Origin of the sequence: Vibrio sagamiensis NBRC 104589 (assembly GCF_007990935.1) — a bacterium.
Taxonomy (GTDB): domain Bacteria; phylum Pseudomonadota; class Gammaproteobacteria; order Enterobacterales; family Vibrionaceae; genus Vibrio; species Vibrio sagamiensis.
Map to the genome: position 1 here is coordinate 90,762 of NZ_BJXJ01000012.1, position 24,988 is coordinate 115,749.

Consider the following 24,988-nt stretch of genomic DNA (forward strand, 5'->3'; position numbering starts at 1 on the left):
TAACTAACAGCTTTATTACTTATATGGAAATACAATGGTGCTATAAATGCAAAAGCCTTTTTCAGAAACAATAGAGCAAGCAAAACTAACAATTAAAAATGCTGAAGAAAGAACAGATGTTTTTAATCAACTCCTTGATGGATTAGGGGTGGCCCCCATCGTGGGAGAAATTTTACTTGCTGATTTAAACAGTACACCTCAAATGATGAACAAAGCTGAGCAAGAGCTTATTGATGAAGTGCAACGGCGGAGAGAACAGCAACCGTCGTTACAGGGGGCGTTGTCTTCAGGTACTCGCCGAAAAAGGCCAACAATGATGCGTGGTTTAGTAATTTAAAGGTTATTTATGACAAATCTAACAGCTATTGGCCTCAACGATAGTTCATTGAACAGAGTCGACAATGAGTCCATATTTCAAAAAAAACTATCAAATATCTTTGATGGTGTATTTGGCACTTTCGATAGTTCATATATAAATTCATCGATTGCCAAATTACCAGAGCTGGTTGGCCAGACAGAGGAAGACAGCCTTAGGATATATCAATTAGCTTTAGAAAATTTGAAATCTAAACAGCAAGCACTCTCAGGTGTTTCATTAGATACGATCGTTCAAAGCTGGTTGTTTTCTGTACAAGAAAAATCATCAAATGGGCAAATCGCTGCAATTGATATAGCTAATACGGCAAATCAGACATTAGCTTTTTATTTTCAATCTTGGTTTCAGGATCAAGTACATGAAAAAATTGATAATCGTCTATCGACTGATTTTATTGCTCAATTACGTTTGGGTGAACAAGCAACTCAAGCTTCACAAATTGGGCAGATGTCACCTCAGGAGTTTACTTTAGCTGCAAAGCACTTAGATTCATTTATAGAAATGTTAGCAAGTCAAACTTCTAGTCGCCCATTAAAAGAGTATGAACGTTCAGTATTAGAAAATGCTTTCGATAATTTGAAAGGGTTACCACTCAAGCAGTTTAATAACTCAGATTTTTTATTCAATTATGACCGTTTTGTCCTAAATACAAAAAATGAACTGCAAAATATTTTTTCTTCAATGGGGGTTATTGTAACGACTGACAGTGCTCAAAAATTAGCAGAAAAAATAGAGTTTATACCTGGCATTTCTAAACACGATTTGAAAGGGGTGTTAAAAACACTCTCTGAGCAAGTAAAACAACCTTTTAACCATATTTATAATGAATTAGATGCTTTAACGAATTTACAATTTTTTTTGGATAAAGAAATTCAAAAAGTGCAAGCCAGTCCTTCACCTGTTTCCTTGTCTACTTTATTTTCTAATGTGGCGATAGCGACGGTTAATTCACAAATCGATAAACTATTGAAGGACTTAGATGGCGTTAACCAAGATCTTGAGCTTCCAAAAAATATCGTGACGATCAAAAAAACAGTTGGTCAAGATATCAGTACACTCTTTGATAAAATGGCTCAAAGTCAAAAGGTTGATACTGACTTTATTACACGTCATAAAAAATTATCAACGAATCTTGAGCTTTTTACCGAACGGCTGAAGACGAGATTTCAAACAAATAACGATGGTGGAAATGATCAGCAAGAGTATGTTTTAAAAGGTATTGATGTCTTTGCCCTGATTGATGCTAGTATGGGAGATCGTCTAGACGATCAGATATTGTTTGCGCTAGGCCAATTGAAGGATAGCCAGTCCGATCAAAGAGATGATATTAAGAAGGAGCTCGAACGGCTTACTATAATACTTAATTTATTTAATTTCGTTCAGTCTACAATTCATACTGCTCAAAGTGGTGACGGTAAATATAATATTGATGAGAAGTTTAAACCAGGTGATTTTGGCTATGAGTCTATGGAAGAATATCTAAAATCACCTGAGTTTGAATTTTTAAATAGCCAAAATCCACCGATAACAACTCACAAGGAGTTTTTGGAGATGCAGGGCTTGGAACCGAACTCTGGCATTTATGAAGATACTGAAGATAACGGGAATAAGCTCAGCAATCTTTCAACGGCAATCAGCGATAGGGCAAAAATCGTTAATACAGACGTACAGCTAAAAACGGAAGAGTTTAGCAAAATAAATAGTGACTATAATGCAACAATTCAAGCTATGAACCAAATTGTGCAAAAATTTAATAGTGTTTTGACTGATATCCTCCGTTCTTACTAAGGTTAATTGTAATGAGTGAAAAAAATAATATTAATGAACAAACGCAAGATCAAACAGAAGAACTAATTTCTTTCTTTGAAGAAGGAGGAACATTGGGAATGCTTCATGATGTCTCTCCAGAGACTATTGAATATATATATTCACAGGCGTATAACTTTTTTCAATCTGGAAAAATAAATCAAGCAGAAGAGATTTTTCAACTGTTGAGTGTTCTAGACCACTATCAGGCTCGATTCTTGATCGGACTTGGTGCAGCTCAACAGGAGTTGGGTAAATACCTAGAAGCAATTAATGCTTTTAGTATTGCCGCGCTGGTGGATACAAATGATCCACGACCTGCTTTCCATGCTGCTGAATGCTATCTACAACTTGGGCAACTGGCAGAAGCTGAAAATGGTTTTTACGGCGCGAAGGAGGTGTCTGCAAATAAGTCTGAATATGCAGACTTACACAAAAGAGCAGGCATCATGTTAGAAGCGGTGAAAAAAAGGAAGGGGTAATTAGAATATGACTTCAATTACAACATTCAACCGTGCACAGATATTACCATCTGTTAACTATGGTTTAGACTCATCAGAGAGTGTGTCTAATTCGGAAGGAAATTCATCGGCTGTAATCGATGAATTTCAATCAAAAACGTTTTCTCCACAGCCTTTATCAAATGATCGTGTTCAACTAAATAAACCTAATGCTGAAATGGTCAATAAGGCAATTGCTTTTCCTGAAGTAACATCTCAAGAAATGGAGAGAGCACAAAAGATTGCTAATACGCAGGACAATAACGTAAAACTATTTACCAGTCATATTCTTGACTCAGTGGATAGTCTTTTATCTGGTAAAAGTAAAGCGGTAAACTTTGAATTAGCCTTTACTCTTTTGCTTAATAAGATAGGAAATCTTCAAAGAGATCTGACTGTCGACAAGCTTAATGCAACCAAATCCACTTATGAAGATGATATGGTTGAGAACCAGAAAAAAATTAAAGAAGCTGAAAAAGCTGCATTAGAAGCAAAGCAAGTTGGCAAAGCTTCAAGTGTGTTAGGTTGGTTGGGTGCGGCTGCCTCGTTGGTTGTTGGAGTAGCTCTAGCAGCTACAGGTGTTGGTTTGATTGCGATTGCAGCAGGTGCGGCGATGGCTGTTGGTGGTTTTGTTGAACTGACTCAAAAAGTTATCAATTTACCTGTGGTTAAAGATGCATTCGTAAGTACTTTCGGTGAAGATGCGTTCAATGGACTTAACACTGCACTAACTGTTGTCGGTGTTACATGTGCAGTGGCTAGCGTATTAATTACTGGAGGTGGAAGTGCAGCTAAACTCATGACTAATCTTGGCTCCAAACTTGGAGTTGATATGCTGACGACTGCTGGTTCCAAACTGACAAACCTGATCACCAGTCTTGAAAGTGTTGGGGCGAAAAGTATAGCTGTGACTTCACATGCGACAAATTATGTTGCGAGTGGCTCTAGTTTAGCCTTAGATACAAGTAAAGGAATAACAGACATTACTCACTATGCAAAGCAGATACAAATGAATTACATGGAAGCTGACATTGCAGAGTTTAAAGCAAAATTGGCTGGATTAGATGCTACTCTAGAAAATCTTAGAGATGAACTGATTAAGACAACAGAAAGAAATAGTGAGCTAATCAGCAATATGATGAGAACGATGAACTCTAATGTCGAGTCTCTAAATAAACTCAACCAAAATTATATCTAAAGCTAAATACATTAAATGCTAGTTGGTAAGTTATTTAATGGGGAAAATACTATGATAAATAATATTGATACTAAAGCTATTCCTGATCTAGAAAAAGTTATTGCTGATTCAAATGCTGTTGATACTAATAAAGTGGCCGGAATCAACAGAACACCAGTTGAAGCTGGGCAGTTAAACCTTCAAAGTTCACTGCATGCTAAAGTATTTGAGCGTACTACTGCTGAACTTGACCAACCGAAATCATCATCATCATTTAATGATGCAATGCAAGCTAAGATTGCCATCAAAACTATCGAAGATGTTAGTCCAACCTTATCTAATTTCATGAAATTGAGTGATGGCACAATAAATGGTGACGCAGCGATCAATAATCAAGACTCAGCCAAAAATATTTTTTTTGATATTCTTGTTATAATGATCACTATTGCTAATATAAGCCGACAAAGAGAGTCAAATGAACGTCAAGATGCGTTGCAATTGCATATAAATAGTTTAGAGGACAGCCGTGATGAACTAAGGAAGCAAGCAACAGTTCAAACAATTTTTGCTGTAGCGCAGGGCTTTATGACTCTTGCTTCTACTTCACTTGGGGTGTGGAGTGCCAGACAATCGGGTAAAAGTCTAAAAAATGAAATTGTTGGTAATCAATCATTAAAAGGTCAACAAGCTCAACTGGATGCAAAAATGGACGAAATTAAAGGCATCAAAGGTATTGAGGGGGCAAAAAAGATACGTACTGATCTACGTCAGGAAGCCAAAGGCATCAATGATCAGATGAGTGCGATCAAGGCCGATACACATCTTCACGGTCGACAGTTTGAAGCTGCGTCCTCTAGACAGCAAATAATCAAGGCGAGCACTGATGGTACGGGTCAAATAATGAGTGCCTCGATGACTGCAAATAGTACAGCTTCACAAGCTGATATGAAAGACGCAGACATCGAAGCAACAAGAGCACAGTCTGCGCAACAACGTAATAACGACAACCTTGCCTCATTAGAAAGTCTTGTCGCTGGGCTTATGGCGACTTTCAGGGCTACAGCATCAGAAACGGCTAACCTAAATGGCCGTATACTTGCTTAATGTTTTGTAAGGTAACAATTACCTTGTAAAAATAATTATATCAATGACAAATAAAGGCGAGGATACCTCGCCTTTTTTAACTTTTTCCTAGTGCTTGATTACTGCCAATATTTTCTAAAGTAAATAACGTCATAAAGAACCTATCAGTTAGGCAGTGGTCAGGTTGTTCCCCGTTATCATAAATAGTTTTAACCTTCCTTTTTTCATGTTTTAGCTACAAATCACAGAGTTTCCGTTGACTTCGGTTAAATCAAAGGAAGTGATACAAGAGGCAGCAATTCCCCGCTTATCGAAGATAGAAGGTTTAATTACTTCATTATTTTTTTAAACTCAGTAAAAAGTGACGATATCGCCCTAATTAGACAAAATGAGTCTCAAAATATGATAAATAAATTCTTATCAAAAAATTACAAATGTGAACCTCTCATGTAGTTAAGCACTAATAAAATTAAGTAGTCTTTCAATCACTTTCAAGGAGGCCAACAGAATGTACATCAGAGGCTTAAGTATGTTGGGTTGGGCCATTAGAGATATAATGGGAATAGTGCTGGTTAATAAGGCATTATGGTTTTTTAAAAGATTGTTGGTTTCTTTATCTGTCAGATGTAAATGCCAAAGGTTACTTTTCTAAACTCCAATTATGTTGTTTAGCTCACTTTGAAGCTAAAACTAATGTAAATAACCCAAGTAACATTATCCAGTACTAAAATTGTCTACAGCAAATCTTGATTGTTAATGCAATGATGCGCTACTTTTAATACTTTGTTTACTGATTGTTTGTTGTTCTCTTGAGAAGCATTAACCTCTAATTATTTTGTAATGAAGCGTAAGAATAACTAAGCGCTAAGTTAAAGGGGATTAGCAAAGTGGCATACTGATGTCAAAAGGAGCATTAAAAGAACGGCATAAAGTAAGCATCAAATAAAAGATAACAAAAGGATATTGCTATGAGCTTAACCTCAGGGGCGCGTTTCAGGCTCGCACTTAAAAGCAACTCGCCATTGCCTATTGTAGGGGCAATTAACCCTTATTGTGCCATGATGGCTAAACAGCTGGGACACCAAGCGATTTACCTATCCGGAGGTGGTGTCGCCAATGCCTCCTACGGTCTTCCAGACTTGGGGATAACGACATTAAATGACGTACTGGTTGATGCTGAACGGATCACAAACTCATGTGATTTACCATTATTGGTTGATATTGATACGGGTTTTGGCGGTGCTTTTAGTATTGCGAGAACGATTAAATCGATGGAAAAAGCGGGGGTTGCGGCTGTACACATAGAAGACCAAGTCGCACAAAAAAGATGTGGTCACCGTCCTAATAAAGCCATTGTTAGCCAACAAGAAATGGTTGATAGGATTAAAGCAGCAGTTGATGCACGTCGTGATGATGATTTTGTTGTGATGGCCAGAACAGATGCGTTTGCAGTAGAAGGTATCGATAAAGCAGTGGATCGAGCTATTGCTTGCATTGAAGCCGGTGCCGACATGATCTTTCCTGAAGCTGTCAATCAGCTTCATCAATACGAATATTTTTCGAACTCTCTAAAACAAGCCATCGGCAAGCCTGTGCCAATCTTGGCTAATATTACTGAATTTGGTCAAACCCCATTATTTGATCGTGAAGAGCTAGCTGGTTCAGGTGTTGATATGGTCTTATATCCATTAAGTGCTTTTCGAGCGATGAACAAAGCAGCAGAAATGGTCTATTCCCACCTCATTAAAGTCGGCAATCAAGAAGCGTTACTACCGTCGATGCAGACACGTGAAGAGCTGTATGAATACCTTGGTTATCACCAGTTTGAGAACAAGCTTGATGAATTATTTTCACAGCAAAAAGAATAAACTTGCCATTCATAGCCAAGATTACAAAAGATAGAAACTAAACTAAAACGGCCCTGAAACTGGAATGCTATGAAATAATACACGAAGGTAGGTCGGGCATAAAAGGAGTTCAGAATGTCTCAATGCATTGATACAAAAACGGAATTAGGTGGTGCTGGATTGCGTGGTCAAAGTGCAGGCGTCACGTCGTTATGCACAGTTGGTAAAACTGGCACCGGTCTGACTTACCGTGGCTATGATATTACCGACTTAGCCACTCACGCTGAATTTGAAGAAGTTGCTCATCTTTTGTTACGTGGTCACTTACCAAATAGACAAGAACTCGATGCCTACAAAACGCATTTGATTTCGCTCAGAGGATTACCAGGGGTACTAAAAGAAGCGCTAGAGTTAATTCCTGCCGATGCCCATCCTATGGATGTAATGCGAACAGGGTGCTCTATTTTGGGGAACTTAGAACAAGAAGAAAGTTTTGAGCAGCAGCTTCATGCCACAGAAAGAATGCTTGCGTTATTTCCTGCCATTATTTGTTACTGGTACCGTTTCAGTCATCACGGGTTAAGAATAAAAACTCGTGACAGAACGGAAGACAGCCTTGGTGGATACTTCTTAAAGTTACTGACAGATAAATCTCCGACTGAAACCCACAAAAAAGTCATGCACTGTTCACTGATTTTATATGCGGAACATGAGTTTAATGCATCAACTTTTGCAGCCAGAGTATGTGCTTCAACATTATCTGATATTCATTCATGTATAACCGCTGCAATTGGGACTCTTCGTGGCCCATTACACGGTGGAGCAAATGAAGCTGCGATGGAAATGATACAAGATTGGCAGACACCCGATGAAGCAGAAGCAATAATTATGCAAATGCTTGATAGTAAAGATAAAATTATGGGGTTTGGTCATGCTATTTATCGCGAAAGTGATCCGAGGAACGCTTTGATCAAATCTTGGTCTGAAGCCCTGTCCAAAGAAGTTGGTGATACATCTCTTTATGCGGTATCTGAACGTGTTGAGTCAGTAATGAAGCGTGAAAAAGGGCTGTTTTGTAATGCGGACTTTTTCCATGCTTCTGCTTATCACTTTATGGACATTCCAACTAAATTATTTACTCCAATCTTTGTCATGAGTCGCTTAACGGGTTGGGCTGCGCATGTATTCGAGCAGCGAGCTAATAATCGGATTATTAGACCAAGTGCTGATTATACAGGGCCTGAACATCAAGATTGGGTACCTATTGACCAGCGCTAGAACTGACGCCTTTTCGGTATGACTGAAAAGGCGTTACTTTTCATAAACGTTTTATCCCCAAGTAACTCCAATACTGGACTACTCGGTAATAACATGCAGCGCGTCCTACTCAAGAGGTAGTGAAAGACAGAATGGAAGCCGTATAATGAACCAGACCTGCCGTATAAACTCTCAATATCGTAAACGCCTACCCGGAACCTCGTTAGAATACTTTGATGCTCGTGAAGCCGTGAATGCCATTAAGGCGGGCTCTTATGAGCAAATGCCTTACACAGCACGAGTCTTAGCCGAACAGTTAGTACGACGCTGTCATCCAAATGTCTTACACGACAGTCTCGAGCAATTAATTGAACGTAAGAGCGACCTCGATTTTCCATGGTATCCTGCCCGAGTGGTGTGTCATGACATTTTAGGACAGACCGCATTAGTTGATTTAGCTGGCTTAAGAGATGCCATTGCAGAGCAGGGAGGCGATCCCTCTAGAGTGAACCCTGTCGTTGAAACTCAGTTGATCGTTGATCACTCATTAGCCGTTGAGCACGCGGGTTTTGAAGCGGATGCATTTGAAAAAAACAGGGCTATAGAAGAACGCCGCAACGAGGATAGGTTTCATTTTATAGAGTGGTGTAAGCGTGCTTTTGAAAATGTCAGTGTGATACCGGCAGGTAATGGCATCATGCACCAAATTAACTTGGAAAAGATGTCTCCAGTAGTACAAGTGAAAGATGGAATTGCTTATCCGGATACTTGTGTAGGTACGGACAGCCATACACCGCATGTCGATGCTTTGGGAGTATTAGCCATAGGAGTTGGAGGGCTTGAAGCAGAAACCGTGATGCTTGGTCGCCCATCTATGATGAGGTTACCCGATATTGTTGGGGTAAAACTGGAGGGTAAGCGTCAGCCAGGCATTACTGCAACCGACATTGTTTTAGCGATCACTGAGTTTCTGCGTCAAGAGGGTGTAGTGTCTTCCTATTTAGAGTTTTTTGGTGAAGGTGCCCGCTCTTTAACCATTGGTGATCGTGCAACCATTTCGAATATGACACCAGAATATGGCGCAACAGCTGGAATGTTTTTCATCGATGAGCAAACGATTGAATATTTAAGACTTACTGGTCGAGATGCAGAGCAAGTTGCCCTAGTTGAGAGCTATGCCAAGCAAACGGGCCTGTGGGCTGATGCGCTGGAAAATGTTGTATATGAGCGACTATTACATTTTGATTTATCGAGTGTAGAACGGAATATGGCTGGCCCATCCAATCCTCATCGTCGTCTGCCAACGACAGAGTTGACTCAAAGAGGGATTGCCGGCGATTGGGAGTTGCGAGAAGGTGAATTACCAGATGGTGCAGTGATCATTGCAGCGATTACCTCCTGTACGAATACAAGTAATCCCAGAAACGTGGTTGCAGCGGGGCTTTTAGCACAAAAAGCGAACCAATTGGGATTGAACCGAAAACCTTGGGTCAAGTCCTCATTTGCACCCGGATCTAAAGTCGCTCGATTATACTTAGAAGAAGCTGGTCTATTAACAGAACTTGAACAATTAGGTTTTGGTATCGTTGCTTATGCATGTACGACATGTAATGGAATGAGTGGCGCGTTAGATGACGATATCCAACAAGAAGTGATTCGGCGGGACTTATACACAACAGCGGTATTATCAGGTAACCGTAATTTCGATGGTCGAATTCACCCTTACGCCAAACAAGCCTTTTTAGCCTCCCCACCATTAGTTGTGGCCTATGCATTAGCAGGGACGATTCGTTTTGATATAGAACGTGATCCTTTAGGGGTTGATAAAGCTGGGAAGCCGATTTATCTCAGTGAATTGTGGCCAACAGATGCAGAAATTGACGCCGTCGTGGACCAATTTGTTAAGCCTGAACAGTTTAATCAAGTGTATATTCAGATGTTTAAACTTTCAGAGCAGGACAAACTTAGCCCTCCACTTTACCAGTGGCGCCCAAAGAGTACTTATATTCGGCGTCCCCCTTATTGGGAAGGAGCCTTATCAAAGCCAAGAGAGCTCACTGGCATGCGCCCATTGGCCATACTAGGCGATAACATCACCACTGATCATTTATCCCCATCTAACGCAATATTAGCAAGCAGTGCTGCTGGTGAGTATCTTACTCGAATGGAGGTGCCTGAAGAAGACTTTAACTCTTATGCAACACATCGAGGAGACCATTTAACGGCACAGCGGGCTACTTTCGCAAACCCTAAGCTATTCAATGAAATGATCAAGCAAGATGGAAAGCCTGTCCAAGGTTCTTTAGCCCGCGTGGAACCTGATGGCAAAGTGATGAGGATGTGGGAAGCGATTGAAACTTATATGGAACGACAGCAGCCTCTTATCATTATTGCTGGAGCGGATTACGGTCAAGGTTCGTCGAGAGACTGGGCAGCTAAAGGCGTTCGGTTAGCGGGAGTGGAAGCGATTGTCGCTGAAGGTTTTGAAAGGATCCATCGAACGAATTTAGTTGGAATGGGAGTCTTACCTTTACAGTTTTATGCAGGTACTGATCGCTTAGTATTGGGCTTAGAGGGGAGTGAGCAATATGACGTTATTGGTGATATTACCCCCAAAGCCAAATTAACCTTGAGAATAACTCGAACAAGTCATGAAGTCATAGACATTCCCGTCATTTGCAGGTTGGATACAGAAGATGAAGTACTAGTCTATAAATCAGGTGGTGTATTACAGCGTTTTGCTCAAGATTTTTTGGCTCACGACTAAGGTGAATGAGATGAAGAGTACAATAAATGATCAATGCGCCATTCCAGCGACTTATATGCGAGGTGGGACAAGTAAAGGAGTATTTTTTCGCTTATGTGATTTACCCAAAGAGGCGCAGGTTGCCGGAGAGTATAGAGACAGACTTTTAAGAAGGGTGATTGGCAGCCCTGATCATTATGGTAAGCAGATTGATGGTATGGGTGGTGCTACATCGAGCACAAGTAAAGTCGTGATCATTTCAAAAAGTAACAGTGTGGATCACGATATAGACTATCTCTTTGGCCAAGTTTCTATCAATGAACCTTTAGTGGATTGGAGTGGTAATTGTGGCAATCTTTCTGCTGCAGTCGGTCCCTTTGCTTTGCATTCAGGACTTATTTCTAAAGAAAGGATACCATTGAATGGTGTTGTAAAAGTCCGAGTATGGCAAGCTAATATCAATAAAACCATTGTTGTGCATGTTCCCGTTGTTGATCGACACGTGCAAGAAAGTGGTAATTTCCAATTAGATGGAGTGACGTTTCCATCTGCCGAAATTCCAATAGATTTCATGTCGCCTACCGTCAACGAAAGTGGAATTTTTCCGACAGGCCATATTGTCGACGAACTTATTGTGTCTAATGTTGGACATTTTAATGCTACTTTTATTTCTTCAGGCATCCCTACTATTTTTATCGAGGCGAGTGCGGTGGGTTATGAAGGAACAGAATTACAAGATGATATTAATAGGGATGAGTCCGCCTTGGAAAAACTTGAGTTGATTCGCGCGTATGGTGCGATCAAAATGGGGCTGATTTCATCGCTTGAAGAGGCTCAAGTACGTCAACATACTCCAAAGCTTGTATTGGTTTCTAAACCTAAAGCTTATCGTTCGTCTTGTGGAAAATGGTTTGAGAAACATGAGATAAATTTTAATGCACGTGCTCTTTCTATGGGAAAGCTTCATCACGCTATGATGGGAACTGCAGCTGTTGCGATTGCTTCTGCTGCACGTGTACCAGGCACCATAGTGCATCAAGTTTTCAATGGTGATCATCAGGGACCGATTACTTTTGGCCATCCCTCTGGAAGTTTGACTGTTGGAGCTGAGGTGATTCAAAAAGGCGATAAGTGGGTAGTTGAAAAAGTCACAATGAGCCGGAGTGCAAGAAGGTTAATGGAAGGTGTGGTATTTATTCCGAGGGGTTTATAGCCAATAAATTTCAAAGCTAATGGTCCTTTGGACTTTGGAGTAAGCTTTCAGATTAAATGTTTCAAAAAGAGTTGGAGTAAGTCAATAAATGTCAGGTCTATGTTATTTGTTTCAGGATTGAGTTAAAAGTTAAAGATTATTGATTTATTTTTAAGTGGTTGATAAATAATATATTTTTTTTCATAATTTTGAGGGGGGAAGGTATATTTCATTTTTATGTTTGTTTTTTAGACTTTTATTTTGACCACTCTTGACGCTTAGCTGCCATGGAGTTGACACGGGTGGTTTTTTTAAGGATAAAGTTAACGTCTTGTTGATTTAACAACTTGTCGGTGCGTTGAGTTAATAATTATCAATGACTTATATACATGATTGATTTTATACTACCTAAGTATAAATACACTTTTAATTTGGATTTTTATGATACCTGAATTTAGTATTACGCCGGCACAGATAAGTGATTTGGATACTCTGAATGAAATGATGTTTGATTTGCACCAAGAGCATCACGTAAAAGAGCCAGAGTTGTTTAAAACACCTGAAGATATAGAGCAAGAAAAAAGCATAGCTCGGTATTTCGATAACCCTGAGTGTCTAGTGTATAAAGCGGTAATGAAGAAAAAAATAGTAGGTTTTATTACTGGGCATTTTTGTGAACTCATCTCTACCGTAAGCAAACCTATGATGATGGGCAGTATCGATGAACTGTATGTGGCACCTTCGTTCCGAAAAATGGGGATTGCAAAAGATCTTATCAGAAAAATAGAATCTACTTTTATTGATTATGGTGTAAAACAGACTTTCGTTGAAGTTTGGCATTTTAATCAAACGGCAGTTTCATTTTATCGAGAGCATGGTTTTGTGCATCATATCCATTGGTTAAGGAAACCAGTTTGAAGTAAAACTTAGCAATAGCCAACTAACCTCGTTTAAAGACTCCTTATGAGTTACTTGAGTAAAGGCAACAAGTTAAGAATTAAACCTGTAAATTTATGCTTTTAAGCAGTATGAGGAGCAAAGTTGTTCCTCAAACAATTATTTAAATAGCCCATTCAAAACCTCATCATGTTGAGCGGGCTCTTGTACAAGCATCAGAAATTGAACTTTATGTATTTAAGAAGAAAGTATACTAAATTTAAACTATTACTTATAAAAGTAACAACAAGATTTTAGAAGTAATAAGAGCCCTAAAATCAACTACTGCAGTATTTAATCCAATAAAAAATACTGTATTCGTAGGTTTACCTAGATGTCATTGCTTTTCGAATATTTTAAGGTTTAACTAGTGTTAAGACAGTTCATTTATATAATATTTACGGCTTTGCTTACCCTCTGTATTGTTTTGGCTAATCATTCATCCGCTCAAGAAAAAATTGATGCGGTAAACTGTATTATCCGTGCAGATAACAAGCTTGTTTTAACGCATGAAGTGATGACAAACACTCTCTCAGTGCCCGGTGGCCACCTCGAGGGGCAAGAAAAAAATATTTCGGCAGTCGAAAGGCAGACATGGGAAGAAACGGGTATTGTTGTTTCCGCGGGTAAGATGCTCGGTACAATAAAGAATATCGCATTTTATGATTGTATACCAGAAGCTGACATCGTTGCTTTTTATACGACAAACCATTTTGGAGGGTATGAATTCCCAACTTGGTTTGCTCCAGAGTATGGTACATATACTGCTTCTGCAATGTTAGTTAACCCTTACGAGTTAAATGTTCATGAATATCGTTTCCCAGCTGAATGGAACGAAATAAAGGAGATGTTTAACCAAGCGACTGAAAGTCATTTGTCTTTTACTAAAAACATGATCAATTCTACATCTAAAACTAGGCAAGCAGAGCTAAAGTGGCTGAGTAGTTTTCAGAATTGGTCTAATTCATTATCAGTAAGCAGTCGTGATCTGGTTGTTTTAACTGCAATAGGCTTAATGAGTCTTGCTGGCCCAACAGCAAAATTGTTTTTGTTTCCTTTTCTTATTTGGCGATTTGGTCAGTCTTTTGCTCATCGAGTATTTTTCGCGATTTCAATCAGCTCAGTTATAGTATTATTTGCTCAACAAACTTTTGTCTTACCACGACCACACGTTTACATCCCAGTGGCAGAACTATTTCATAGTTCTGGCTATAGCATGCCAAGTTTAACCACAACAATATGGTTTTGTATATTAGTTCTATTGTTTAAAAAAGCAGGCAATTTTGGTAACAATCGATACACTTGGTTAGCTGCTCTTGTCACTTTTTTAGTCATGGCAAGTAAGTTCTTTTTGGCAACCCTTTTTATTTCGGATATTGTAGTGAGTGCTCTTTTAGGAAGTTTGATTGCTTGGCATATATATCGCTTGGATGAAAATACAAATTTAAATGTAGATACGCTGTTAATCTCTCAAAAAGTATGGTTCCTTTTAGCTGGAACTACTTTGATCTTCACAATGATTTGGCCAATACCTGCCTTTAAAGTTTGGCTGGGAATCTTTTTATCAGCAGCTTTGTTAAGAATATTTTTTAGAGGAAAACATCTTCAATTAAACTTTAGGAAAATGATATTCTCTATTATTTTACTTGTTGGGACTAGCTACTTTCTTTTCTATTTAAAGTCACTACTTACATTTAGTCGTTTTTGGTCAGAATTCTTATTCATTATCCATTACCCGATTTTAATGTGTGTTCTAATGTTGCTTGCGAGTAAGAAAGATAAAAATATCTAGAGTATCGATTATTTGAATATAGTATTTGCATTTAATTTTAACATTCATTTTTCTGGAAAAACTCTTTATATAACAAATGCTTTAGTTAAAGTCTTTATCTAGCTCCAAGAATCCTTGTTACTGTATTCTTTCCGAACTTAAGAATAATTTCACCCTGAGCAGCTTTATAATAATTGCACAGACGTCTAACTTTCTTATGATCAACTTTGTAGTTAATAACATATTATCACAAGAGTAGAAATCTCATTTTGAGAATTAAAAAGAGAGAATGGAAAGTAAATTTACATCGACGAATCAAACTGAAGATGGACTTAACTTTTAAGATCATGAAATTTTTTGTTTTTCTTAGATAAAAATAAACTCTATTTCGTTGGCCTTGATCTTGCTTATTTAATTTGTGCGGCGAAGAGCATAAAAATTTTAATAGCTCTCGCAAACTTTTTATAAATTCTTTCAAAACGTTAACCACAAAAGAGATAAGTTATGATAGCTAAAAAAAAGCTGGCATTACTGTGTTTACTTAGCTTGGCCGGCGCTAATACCTATGCTTCAGGTGTGGTAGATTTAGATTTCTCGAATCACCTTGAAGCAACAAATACTAATACTTGGGCTGGGCCTTCATTCACAGGTGCAGACATGCATTTTACTGGGGTTGGGACCCATAATGGAAAAACAATAGATGCTAAAGTAACCAGTAGTGTTTTTGGCGATGCAACATTTAAGTGGCATGCTCCCAATTATAAACAAACTACCGGTGCACAGCCGCTTGGTGATATTGGTTTTTTGTATGAAACAAATTCACCGGGTTCTGCTGGTTTGATTTATACGTTTGAATTTTTTGACGGTACAGATGGATTATCTGGAACATTTTCTGTTCCGTACATCATACCAGAATTTGAGTTTATTGGTTATGACATAGATGGTGAACCGGTCCAGTCTGAGCAAGTCAGAGTTTTTAAAAGTGAAGGCTTTTATAGCTACCAACTTGGTAGTGGTGCAGCTAGTCTGACGGCACAGGAAAGTCCTGACGGTACATCTGTTTTGTTCACTGGTCCGGGAACCAATTTCAATGAAGCTGATACATCCGGTGCCGTTAAACTGGTTTATAAAAACACCTCCATTGTTACATTACAGTTTGAAACAGTTACTGCTCCAGGTTCCTACCTTCCTAATCCAATTTTCTCAGCCTTTGATGGTAACTGGGATTTAGCAGGTTTTGATAACCCTACAACATCAAACAACAACTTTGACTATGGTGATGCACCAGTAGGCTATAAGACTCTATTGGCCGATGATGGCCCTCAACATGCCATTAGTAGCTCTCTTTACTTAGGTAGCACGGTTGATGCTGATCCGGATGGACAGCCTAATCCTACCTCTACAGGAGATGATTTCGACGTTGATGGTAACGATGACGATGGTGTTACACCATTAACTAACTTTGAAATTGGTCTTGATGCTTTAATAAATGTTCAAGTAGTGGGCGATGGTTTACTCCATGCTTGGGCTGACTGGGACATGAATGGTACATTTGAGGCAGATGAGCAAATTCTTAAAAATTACAACGTAACTTCTGGTGCTAATGTTATTTCGGTTCGTGTTGGTGATGATGCCATTGTCGGGAATGTACAAACCCGTTTCAGACTGTCGTCATCTCCTAACTTACCAAGTACAGGTTATGCTGGAGATGGTGAAGTTGAGGATCACGTATTCGATGTAGTTGACCCAGGAACAACTATTCAAACCTCGGATTACTACACTGCCGCGTTTGAAGATAACTGGCCAGAAATGGGTGACTTTGATTTAAATGATGTTGTTACTTATTACCGTGCCAAAGTGGTTAGTAAAGATGGTAATGTGTTGCGATTTGACATTGAGGGTACAATCACTGCCTATGGTGCATCTTACAGTAATGGTTTGGCATGGAAATTAGGTGGTTTCTCTGAAAGCGATGTTAACCTTCAATTGTCACGTGTTACTAAAAACGGTATGTTAAGAAATGGTATTTCACCATTTACAGGAGAAGACAAGTCGATTCCTTCCCCAGGTGGTGATCTCGTTGTGGTTGCTTCGGCAAATCTTCTGAATGATATCCCGATTCATGGTGAATGTATTTTCCACCGTACTAATCCATCTTGTAATCCATCTCTTGAATCCTCTCAGATGACATTCAGTGTTTCATTACCATTTAACAGTGGCTCTGAACCAACATTAGCCTCTTTACTTCCTTTATCGGGCTATGATCCGTTTATTTTCGCATCGGGTGGTTCTTATCATGGAGATGTCTTCACGGTACAGCCGGGTAAAGATTTAGAAATTCATACGGCTGATTTCCCACCGACGTCTCGAGGCACGCTGGTATCTACTTTTTATGATCAAGAAGATGACCGTTCAGATCCTTCAACTTCTAAATACTACCGTACAGATGGTAATTTACCTTGGGGTATCATAATTCCGTCAACTTGGAATCATCCTTCTGAGTATATTGACGTGAGTATCGCTTATCCTGATTTCGCTGAGTGGGCTGTTTCCGGTGGTGTTTCGAAACCGACTTGGTATCTCAATCCAGAGTCAAGCCTAACTTGGACAACCAGTGATTAATTAGGAGGATTTATGAAAGCATGTAAATTAATATTCAGTAGCGTGGCGGTTCTTTTCCTCTTTGGTTGTGGCGGAGATGATTCAGGCTCAAGCACTGTTTCACCACCAGTGAGTAATCAGGAAGAGCCTGTCATTGTTGAAACTGGAGTCACGAGTGGTATTACTGAAAACTTAGTTGTTCCTGAAGACTTTGACTTTTCTTCTGAGTCAGAAGTGGCGATTGAGTTAACGGTAGCCAGTAATCAACTAAATCGCGGTTTTTTAAGTGTGTACACTGACAAAAGAGAAGGTGTAGTTGATTACAATTCTCAAGTTATCAGAACACCAGTTCAGTCAGGTCAGACTTTTGAAAGTGTTATTATGTTACCTAATCATTCTGATTCAATCTGGGTAGAAGTATGGTATCCAACAGATTTAGATAGCACTATAAAACAAAATGTTGAAGTGGTAGATGGTGTAGCGAAAGCACAACTTTAATACTATTTCATCTCTAGTTAAACCGAGTGACTTCGTCACTCGGTTTTTTTATTTTTAGGAAGTGTCACGAAGGTATTGAGATACTATATAAATAGGCGTTTATAAATTAAGACAAAAGCCTTAGCCTCTAGAGTGTATTTCTCTAATTTAATACTGTGTTTGAATTGACCTTATGGCTACACTCTATTAATGTCTGGTCTCGATGTTTTATAAGCAAGTGAGTTCTACATTGTATAAGTTAAACGAGATGTTTGAGACCATCCAAGGAGAGGGGGTATTTACTGGAGTGCCTGCGGTTTTTATTCGATTACAAGAATGCCCAGTTGGTTGTTCTTGGTGTGATACGAAGCAAACGTGGTTTGCAGAAGAAGCTGATAAAGTGAGAATCGGTGATATTTTACTAAAAAAAGAAGATTCACCAACGTGGTGTCATGTTACTTCTGATGAAATAATTGCTGAGTATAAAAAACAAGGATTTAATGCGCAACATATTGTTATTACAGGTGGAGAACCTTGCATTTATGATTTACGTTCTCTCACTCATGCGTTTGAAGAATTAGGTTGCCAATGCCAAATTGAGACAAGTGGTACATCTGAAGTTGTTGCTTCTGAGAATTCGTGGGTTACATTATCACCTAAAATAGCAATGAAAGGAAAGCTACCTGTTTTGCGCAGTGCGTTAAGACGAGCCAATGAAATTAAACACCCCGTTGGTACTCAAAAAGATATTGAACAGTTAGACCACCTTTTATCTTCTGCAAATTTAACATCGCAGCCAGTTATTGCCTTACAGCCCATTAGTCAAAAATCGCGTGCAACAAAGTTATGCATTGATACTTGTATTGAGCGTAATTGGCGTTTATCAATTCAAACTCATAAATATTTAAATATTGCTTAGGCTAGGAGAAGCAAATGAAAAAAGCCGTTGTTGTTTTTAGTGGTGGACAGGATTCCACAACATGTTTAGTTCAGGCTTTGAAGGAATTTGATGAAGTACATGCAATAACATTTGATTATGGACAAAGACACAGGCTTGAAATTGAAGTTGCAAAAAAACTTGCGACTGAATTAGGTATTACAGCACACAAAGTCATGAATGTAGAGCTTTTAAATGAATTAGCAATAAGTTCGTTGACTAGAGAAGACATTCCAGTATCTCATGATCTTCAAGAAAATGGCTTACCTAATTCATTTGTTCCAGGCCGTAATATTCTATTTTTAACCCTAACTGGTATTTACGCTTATCAAATAGGTGCGGAGGCGGTAATAACTGGCGTTTGTGAAACTGATTTTAGTGGTTATCCAGATTGTAGAGATGATTTTGTCAAAACAATGAATTCTGCATTAATTAAAGGGATGGACCGTCAATTTGAAATCAAAACTCCACTTATGTGGCTGACTAAAGCTGAAACATGGGCTTTAGCTGATCAATACAACTCATTGCAGGTGATTCGAGATCATACCTTAACGTGCTATAACGGAGTCATTGGTGATGGGTGTGGTGAGTGTCCTGCTTGTGACTTAAGAAAAGCGGGTCTTGATGAATATTTAAATAACAAACATTCAGTTATGCAATCACTAATAGAAAAGCAGAGTTAAATATATTATCAATTACTGTTAATCAAAAAATCATATGTGCCTGGAGAAATCATTCTTGCTTCCTCAGGCACTTTTTAAACACTTCTTTTTCCTAATCTTTACTCCCTATAAGACATTATTTAAATCTATGTGAATTCGAAGGTTTTGATTCAATATTAAGATTGCTTATTTAGAAACAGTATATTGAGGATATTTATGCTTAAAGCTCTCAGTATTGCATATAATTAATATGTGATTAATAAATAGAGAGCGTAGCATGGAATTGAAATCGTTTTTCTTGTTGGCAGCATGTGGTTTGGTCTTGCCTTGGAGCCAACCTATACAGGCAAAAGAGTTTATCACAATGGGTACAGGTGGTGTGACAGGTATTTATTATCCCGCAGGCGCTGCAGTGTGTAAGCTAATCAATACTCACCGACGTGAGCATTCAGTGCGATGTTCAGTTGAATCATCTAAAGGCTCTATAGAAAATATCAAGCGTTTAAGGGAAGGGTTAGTAGATTTTGCACTAGTGCAATCCGACTGGAAGCATCATGCTTACATTGGAGACTCGATTTTTGAGGGTGAGGAACCTTTTGAAGACATTCGAACTTTATTTGCTCTTCATACAGAATCTTTTAATTTGATTGTAGGTAAAGATTCAGGCATTAACTCGATCGAGGATCTGGTTGGAAAAAGAATTAATCTTGGTGAAGAAGGGACTGTTGAACGTGTTGACGTGGAGATGGTATTAGATGCCTATGGTTGGGGTAAAGAGCAATTTAAGGAAGTAAAAGAGATAAAGAAAACAGAACAATCTCAGGCATTATGCGACGGTTATATTGATGCTTATGTAGAAATGACAGGGCATCCAAGCAATCGTATTGACGTTGTACTTGAGGGATGTGGAGCCAAACTTATAAGTGTTCAAGGAGAAGGAGTTAATAAGTTAATGGACGAGCATTCATATTTTATACCAAGTAAGGTAAAGAAAAATGTTTACCCATCAATGACGGAAGACATTAATAACTTTGGTGTTACATCCACCCTAATTACAACGAGTTCAGTAAGCGATGATGTGGTCTATAGCATGGTGCGATCTGTATTTGAATATTTCGATGATTTTAAAAACGCCCATCCTGCACTCAAGCCATTAAAAAAAGAAGATATGATAGCAGGGAGCCTTTCTACGCCTTTGCACCCTGGAGCGATAAAGTATTATAAAGAAGTAGGATTGTTAGACGATAAAGTCTTAGAAACAAAAAATAAACATAGCGTTGAACACTGACTTTGTAATTTCATTATTAAAAAGGCCACATCGATGTCGTGGCCTTTATGTTTCTTTAAACTTATGAAGTTAGATACAATTTTGCCAGATCTTGTGGTTCAAGCTCTTTACCTTCTAGTTGAGCATTCCAGTTAACCCCAATCAATACACCATCTTCAGCAAGGGTCAGTAGCCAGTCTTCAACAAAAATATCTAAAGGTATTTCTAATACTTCAAAATCAGCCCACTCTTCAACGTTATGTGCCTGAGCATCTTCTTTAGCTGACCAGAAGGGCATTACTTCGCTGTTTTCGAATTCAGTTGAGTCACAGGAAAGCCAACCTTCTTCATTTCTTAATCCCCACACCAATTGACTTTCTTGTGATTCACTGATGAAAAGATCAAGGTTAGCTTGGATATCTGATGTAAGTTTACTCATTGTAACACTCTCTCTGTTATGACGTACTAAGCGTATCACTATAATAGTAAATTCAAAAGTATAATCTTTTATATAAAGATATGCGTTACTTGGTATGAGTAAATAGTTTTTACCGTGTAAAACTGAGTTAAAGATAAGTATATATAAAAATAATCCAATAAAAAAAGAGCCCTATCAGCTCTTTTTTAAATCTATAGATAAAAATATTTCAACTAAGGTTAGCTTTTAGGAAAAGTAGTAAAGATGGTCCACTCTAGAAGTACTTGATTTTTCTCACCAACAACTGATGCTACGACTCTTCTGTTCAGGGCGTGGCTACGTTCATCAATACCTTCTGTAGAAAGCTTAGCACTACCAAAACCTATTACTTTAAGGCGCTCAGCATCAATACCGTAGCCGATAAGTGCTTGACGTACGTTTTCTGCCCTTCTTTTTGATAAATCAATATTATGTTGGGGATTACCTGTCAGGCTGGCGTAGCCCTCAATTTCAAGGCTAGTATTAGGGTACTCTTTCAAAAATTCAGCAAGTTCTATTATGTTGTCAGAGAAAATAGGGTTAATTTCGTCTGAGTTATTGGCGAATAGGATTCTCAGATCCATAGATGCTGGCGTCATAAAATATTTGCTACAACCATCATTGTCTACTTCTGCTCCGTTCGGCGTTTCTAAGCAAAGGTCACGTTCATTGATGACACCATCATGATCGTCATCATGATGATCGGCTACTTGAGAAGTAATGGGAGGCTCAATATAATCGAATTCATCATGCTGTGTGTGAGGTGAGTTAATACTGAAGTGGAAGTTGCTATCAAGGTTTTCTACCTCAGAGTTATTTGTTTTGTTAGAAACGTCAACAGGTTCACCAATTGCTACTTTTAGATTTGGTTGGCTGCTATGCTGTGAAATAGGATATTCGGTGTTAACTTTATCATTTACAATATGATGTGTACTGCAAGCTGTCAAAACAAGTAATGATAAAATGATTACTAAGTGATTGGTCATTTTAGTACTCCACTTCTTCTAACCATTCTTCAGGGATATTGATTCTTAATGCATCCAACAACTGTCCTGTTGCATGCATAACTCGAAACTTCGCGTATTGTTCGTCATATTTGATATCTAGGTAACCTTTCCTTGCTTCAAATAACTCATTTTTTGCATTAAGTAAATCAAGCATGGTTCGTTTTCCAATTTTGTACTGTTTGGAATAAGCAATAACAGTTTCTGCAGCTGAATCAACGTGGTCTGCAAGAAATTCTTTTTGCTGAACTGTCAGATCAAGAGCACTCCAAGAAAGCATTAGGCTTTCTTCTACATCACGGTAAGTGCTTTCTCTAAGGTCTTTTGCTTTATTAAGTTGATATGCAAAGTGCTTTGTATTGGCGGCGTCAGAGCCTCCGTTATATAAATTATATCGCATCTTTGCCATTGCTAGGGTTTCTTCATTACGGCCTTTAGTTCCGCCAGCATCGTAGCGCCAGGTTTGGGATGCTTCGACTGATAATGTAGGGTAGTTTACGCCTTTGGATAATTTATATTGAAATTTTGCTGCGTCTACATCAGCTTTAGCAATACGAATCACGGGATGGGTATCGTGAGCTAATTTGTTTGCATCTTCAAGTGAATTTGGAATAAATTTATCATCTGCGTGAGGGAATATAGGCCCTAATGGAGCTTGACCGACTAAATGGGTAAAAAGTGTATGAGAATCGTATAGATTATTTTGGGCGGCAGCGAGATTACCATGTGCTTTTGCTAATCGGGCTTCAACTTGATATAAATCTGCGACAGAACCTAAACCAGAGGAAACCTTTTTTTGAATTTCTTTATAAATTTGTTTGTGAACAGCTAAATTACTTTCAGAAAGATTTAGGGTATCAAACGCTTCTGTAGCTTCTAAATAAACCTTCGCTACTTCTAATGCAATATCAGATGCTTCCGTAAGAAGTTGTAATCTAATTGATTCAGCTTCAGCTGCAGTTCGATCGATATCATAAAGTGTAGAACTTCCATCCCAAATCAATTGAGAAAGTGTAATCGACACTTCTTTTTTGACCATACTAGACTTATCAATACCAGAATCATTTGAGGACTTTAAGCCTTCATGCCCAATACTTGCGTCAAGAAAAACTTTTGGAAGATAAGCGCCTTCTGAAGCTTCATGATGGTATTTACTACTCTGAAACTCATTGAAAGCTGCTTTAATGTCAGTATTAGTCTGCAACGTTAATACTACAGCTTGTTCCAATGTTTGAGACAGGCATTGAGCTGGTGTCAAGGCTATCAGGCTGGATAAATATGTTGAATATAGTAGTTTGTTTCTCACGCTCGCACTCCATGCAAAACTGGTTAAATTAGAACGCCATATAATTCACATCAACTTTGTTACAGCTAGCCACCGAAGCTTAAATAATAATACTGTTACCAAAACATTAGCACATATGTGAAACATTGCTTAATTTGATTTTTATTGTGCATATTTAAATTTCTAAAGAAATTTATTTTCAAAATGAAATTTAATTTAAATTTCATTTTGAAAATTTATAGATTTTAACTTCACGTTAAATGCTGTAGTGCACTGTTGTTTGTCGTTTGAAATAGTTTTCATTATGAGACTGATAATGAAAGGTTTCTCTTAGCCTTGATTCATTGTTTTTCTTTACAACAGCTTGTTTTTTTATCTTTTCAGAGTAATTGCCTTTTGAAAGGAATTAGGAAAGCATGGAAAGTGACTTGTGAATATAGGGTTCGAGAGAATTAAGAATTGGAATAAAAATTGCAAAATTTCCTTTTGAAGTGAAGAGTGGTTAAAAAATTATTGCATGAAAGCATAGTGCTGTAAGGTTTCTTCAAAGAGATAAAATTGGAGTAATGAAAGCTAGCACCATGTTCAAAATCTTAATGGTTTATCAGATTAAGTTTTTAGATTAAGAGCAAATACTATTTCTAATCTTAAACTTGAGTAATTTGATCTAGAGTGCAATGCATGTCTCAAAGGAAGTGCTGATAGAAGCACAATAATATCGAGGTAATTATGGCACAACTAACCTTACGCTCACTACTATTCGGCAAGATTGTTGTTATCGGTTTAGACGGAAGTTTGAGGGAAGTTGACCAAGCTTCAGGTCTTACTGAAGGGGAAGTAATAATTACCAGAGATAGCAATGCAAGGATACAGCAAATTTCTCAAGACGGTACTGCTGTAGATATTACAGATGATATTGCTAATGTTATCGAAACCATTGAGCAAGGCGGAGACCCGACGGCAAATGAGGATGCTGCTCCCGCAGCAGGTGAAGCTAGTACTGGTTCCAGCCTGCAAGCTAGCGGCTCTATTGAACGAACTGGAGAAGAGAGAATAGCTGGCACAGAGTTTGTTACCCAAGGCCTCAGCTCTATCAGTCTAACCGACTCACAATTTGTTGCGATAGCGGAACTTAATGCCAATGGTTTTCTTTCATCAGATTTAACAAATCCTGTTGTAGTTTCTATAAACTCGCCATCTGTGTCAGAAGGTGAAGATATTAAATTTGATATAAGCTTTGATCAAATCACAGAATCAGATACGCAGGTGGTGCTTTTATTAAACGATATTTCAGCTACTGGTGAGGTAGACTTTTCTAGTGGTGTTGTTTCATTATTACTACAAAATGGATCTCAGCAGACACTTAATATTAATGAAGCAGGGGAGTTCGTAGCAAATATACCTTTAGGGAATGACAGCTTCTCTATATTAGTTCAAAGCTTCCAGGATAGTGTTTATGAAGGCACGGAATCATTTGTTTTGAAAGGTGCTACAACGACACAAGATATACCTGCTTTTGGCACGGCCACCATTGTGGATGACGGCACAGGTCCGGGACCAAACCCAGATGATGATCGTCCGGTTGTCTCCATCAATGATGCAGGCAC

19 protein-coding genes and 1 pseudogene are annotated in these 24,988 nt (G+C 38.4%); 17 read left to right on the top strand and 3 right to left on the bottom strand.

What is annotated here, in order from left to right; all coding sequences use genetic code 11:
- The first annotated feature begins 46 nt into the window (after nucleotides 1-46).
- From VSA01S_RS07895 to VSA01S_RS07970, 16 genes are all read left to right on the top strand, one after another.
- Entirely contained in the window at nucleotides 47-337 is a 291-nt protein-coding gene (locus VSA01S_RS07895) for an LcrG family type III secretion system chaperone (RefSeq protein WP_039983243.1), read from the top strand.
- A 9-nt stretch (nucleotides 338-346) separates the two neighbouring features.
- Nucleotides 347-2,164 (top strand): virulence-associated V antigen, encoded by a 1,818-nt coding sequence (locus tag VSA01S_RS07900; RefSeq protein ID WP_039983242.1) that lies wholly within the window; start codon nucleotides 347-349, stop codon nucleotides 2,162-2,164.
- Between the two features lie 11 nt (nucleotides 2,165-2,175).
- On the top strand, nucleotides 2,176-2,664 hold the full coding sequence (locus VSA01S_RS07905) for a SycD/LcrH family type III secretion system chaperone (RefSeq protein WP_039983240.1): 489 nt from the start codon (nucleotides 2,176-2,178) through the stop codon (nucleotides 2,662-2,664).
- A 7-nt stretch (nucleotides 2,665-2,671) separates the two neighbouring features.
- Nucleotides 2,672-3,880, top strand: coding sequence for a type III secretion system translocon subunit SseC family protein (sctE, locus tag VSA01S_RS07910; RefSeq protein ID WP_039983238.1), 1,209 nt, complete (start codon nucleotides 2,672-2,674; stop codon nucleotides 3,878-3,880).
- 51 nt (nucleotides 3,881-3,931) lie between these two features.
- Nucleotides 3,932-4,963 carry a type III secretion system translocon subunit SctB gene (gene sctB, locus VSA01S_RS07915; RefSeq protein ID WP_039983237.1) on the top strand — a complete coding sequence of 344 codons (1,032 nt, stop codon included), beginning with the start codon at nucleotides 3,932-3,934 and terminating at the stop codon, nucleotides 4,961-4,963.
- 947 nt (nucleotides 4,964-5,910) lie between these two features.
- Nucleotides 5,911-6,810 (top strand): methylisocitrate lyase, encoded by a 900-nt coding sequence (gene prpB, locus VSA01S_RS07920; RefSeq protein ID WP_039983235.1) that lies wholly within the window; start codon nucleotides 5,911-5,913, stop codon nucleotides 6,808-6,810.
- Between the two features lie 114 nt (nucleotides 6,811-6,924).
- Nucleotides 6,925-8,067, top strand: coding sequence for a bifunctional 2-methylcitrate synthase/citrate synthase (gene prpC, locus VSA01S_RS07925; RefSeq protein ID WP_039983232.1), 1,143 nt, complete (start codon nucleotides 6,925-6,927; stop codon nucleotides 8,065-8,067).
- A 145-nt stretch (nucleotides 8,068-8,212) separates the two neighbouring features.
- A complete protein-coding gene (gene acnD, locus VSA01S_RS07930; RefSeq protein ID WP_039983231.1) occupies nucleotides 8,213-10,813 on the top strand; it encodes a Fe/S-dependent 2-methylisocitrate dehydratase AcnD in 2,601 nt (866 codons plus the stop codon).
- Nucleotides 10,814-10,823: 10 nt separating this feature from the next.
- Nucleotides 10,824-12,005 carry a 2-methylaconitate cis-trans isomerase PrpF gene (prpF, locus tag VSA01S_RS07935; RefSeq protein ID WP_039983228.1) on the top strand — a complete coding sequence of 394 codons (1,182 nt, stop codon included), beginning with the start codon at nucleotides 10,824-10,826 and terminating at the stop codon, nucleotides 12,003-12,005.
- Nucleotides 12,006-12,425: 420 nt separating this feature from the next.
- Nucleotides 12,426-12,902, top strand: a complete 477-nt coding sequence (locus VSA01S_RS07940; protein ID WP_039983596.1) for a GNAT family N-acetyltransferase — start codon at nucleotides 12,426-12,428, stop codon at nucleotides 12,900-12,902.
- 388 nt (nucleotides 12,903-13,290) lie between these two features.
- A complete protein-coding gene (locus tag VSA01S_RS07945; RefSeq protein WP_039983595.1) occupies nucleotides 13,291-14,712 on the top strand; it encodes an NUDIX domain-containing protein in 1,422 nt (473 codons plus the stop codon).
- 483 nt (nucleotides 14,713-15,195) lie between these two features.
- The gene (locus VSA01S_RS07950; protein WP_039983594.1) at nucleotides 15,196-17,313 is read left to right on the top strand and encodes an LruC domain-containing protein; all 2,118 of its coding nucleotides are present in this window, start codon (nucleotides 15,196-15,198) and stop codon (nucleotides 17,311-17,313) included.
- Nucleotides 17,314-17,325: 12 nt separating this feature from the next.
- Nucleotides 17,326-17,790: a hypothetical protein gene (locus VSA01S_RS07955; RefSeq protein ID WP_039983593.1), complete on the top strand. Its 465-nt coding sequence runs from the start codon at nucleotides 17,326-17,328 to the stop codon at nucleotides 17,788-17,790.
- Between the two features lie 247 nt (nucleotides 17,791-18,037).
- Nucleotides 18,038-18,688 carry a 7-carboxy-7-deazaguanine synthase QueE gene (queE, locus tag VSA01S_RS07960; RefSeq protein ID WP_039983599.1) on the top strand — a complete coding sequence of 217 codons (651 nt, stop codon included), beginning with the start codon at nucleotides 18,038-18,040 and terminating at the stop codon, nucleotides 18,686-18,688.
- 14 nt (nucleotides 18,689-18,702) lie between these two features.
- Nucleotides 18,703-19,389 (top strand): 7-cyano-7-deazaguanine synthase QueC, encoded by a 687-nt coding sequence (gene queC / locus VSA01S_RS07965; RefSeq protein ID WP_039983592.1) that lies wholly within the window; start codon nucleotides 18,703-18,705, stop codon nucleotides 19,387-19,389.
- A gap of 256 nt (nucleotides 19,390-19,645) precedes the next feature.
- Entirely contained in the window at nucleotides 19,646-20,656 is a 1,011-nt protein-coding gene (locus VSA01S_RS07970; RefSeq protein ID WP_050567485.1) for a TAXI family TRAP transporter solute-binding subunit, read from the top strand.
- Between the two features lie 61 nt (nucleotides 20,657-20,717).
- Here VSA01S_RS07970 and VSA01S_RS07975 read toward each other — a convergent pair whose 3' ends face one another.
- From VSA01S_RS07975 to VSA01S_RS07985, 3 genes are all read right to left on the bottom strand, one after another.
- Entirely contained in the window at nucleotides 20,718-21,074 is a 357-nt protein-coding gene (locus VSA01S_RS07975) for a DUF2750 domain-containing protein (protein WP_039983597.1), read from the bottom strand.
- A gap of 218 nt (nucleotides 21,075-21,292) precedes the next feature.
- Nucleotides 21,293-21,865 (bottom strand): OmpA family protein, encoded by a 573-nt coding sequence (locus VSA01S_RS07980; protein ID WP_050567495.1) that lies wholly within the window; start codon nucleotides 21,863-21,865, stop codon nucleotides 21,293-21,295.
- Nucleotides 21,866-22,079: 214 nt separating this feature from the next.
- Nucleotides 22,080-23,402: a TolC family outer membrane protein gene (locus tag VSA01S_RS07985; RefSeq protein WP_039983751.1), complete on the bottom strand. Its 1,323-nt coding sequence runs from the start codon at nucleotides 23,400-23,402 to the stop codon at nucleotides 22,080-22,082.
- A 708-nt stretch (nucleotides 23,403-24,110) separates the two neighbouring features.
- Here VSA01S_RS07985 and VSA01S_RS07990 point away from each other — a divergent pair.
- Nucleotides 24,111-24,988, top strand: a pseudogene (locus VSA01S_RS07990) (Calx-beta domain-containing protein); the annotation flags it as partial.

Excerpts from the sequence above, each read along its gene's own strand:
- VSA01S_RS07895 (WP_039983243.1), top strand. The coding sequence starts at position 47 with ATGCAAAAGCCTTTTTCAGAAACAATAGAGCAAGCAAAACTAACAATT.
- VSA01S_RS07900 (WP_039983242.1), top strand. The coding sequence starts at position 347 with ATGACAAATCTAACAGCTATTGGCCTCAACGATAGTTCATTGAACAGA.
- VSA01S_RS07905 (WP_039983240.1), top strand. The coding sequence starts at position 2,176 with ATGAGTGAAAAAAATAATATTAATGAACAAACGCAAGATCAAACAGAA.
- sctE (WP_039983238.1), top strand. The coding sequence starts at position 2,672 with ATGACTTCAATTACAACATTCAACCGTGCACAGATATTACCATCTGTT.
- sctB (WP_039983237.1), top strand. The coding sequence starts at position 3,932 with ATGATAAATAATATTGATACTAAAGCTATTCCTGATCTAGAAAAAGTT.
- prpB (WP_039983235.1), top strand. The coding sequence starts at position 5,911 with ATGAGCTTAACCTCAGGGGCGCGTTTCAGGCTCGCACTTAAAAGCAAC.
- prpC (WP_039983232.1), top strand. The coding sequence starts at position 6,925 with ATGTCTCAATGCATTGATACAAAAACGGAATTAGGTGGTGCTGGATTG.
- acnD (WP_039983231.1), top strand. The coding sequence starts at position 8,213 with ATGAACCAGACCTGCCGTATAAACTCTCAATATCGTAAACGCCTACCC.
- prpF (WP_039983228.1), top strand. The coding sequence starts at position 10,824 with ATGAAGAGTACAATAAATGATCAATGCGCCATTCCAGCGACTTATATG.
- VSA01S_RS07940 (WP_039983596.1), top strand. The coding sequence starts at position 12,426 with ATGATACCTGAATTTAGTATTACGCCGGCACAGATAAGTGATTTGGAT.
- VSA01S_RS07950 (WP_039983594.1), top strand. The coding sequence starts at position 15,196 with ATGATAGCTAAAAAAAAGCTGGCATTACTGTGTTTACTTAGCTTGGCC.
- VSA01S_RS07955 (WP_039983593.1), top strand. The coding sequence starts at position 17,326 with ATGAAAGCATGTAAATTAATATTCAGTAGCGTGGCGGTTCTTTTCCTC.
- queE (WP_039983599.1), top strand. The coding sequence starts at position 18,038 with ATGTTTGAGACCATCCAAGGAGAGGGGGTATTTACTGGAGTGCCTGCG.
- queC (WP_039983592.1), top strand. The coding sequence starts at position 18,703 with ATGAAAAAAGCCGTTGTTGTTTTTAGTGGTGGACAGGATTCCACAACA.
- VSA01S_RS07970 (WP_050567485.1), top strand. The coding sequence starts at position 19,646 with ATGGAATTGAAATCGTTTTTCTTGTTGGCAGCATGTGGTTTGGTCTTG.
- VSA01S_RS07975 (WP_039983597.1), bottom strand. The coding sequence starts at position 21,074 with ATGAGTAAACTTACATCAGATATCCAAGCTAACCTTGATCTTTTCATC.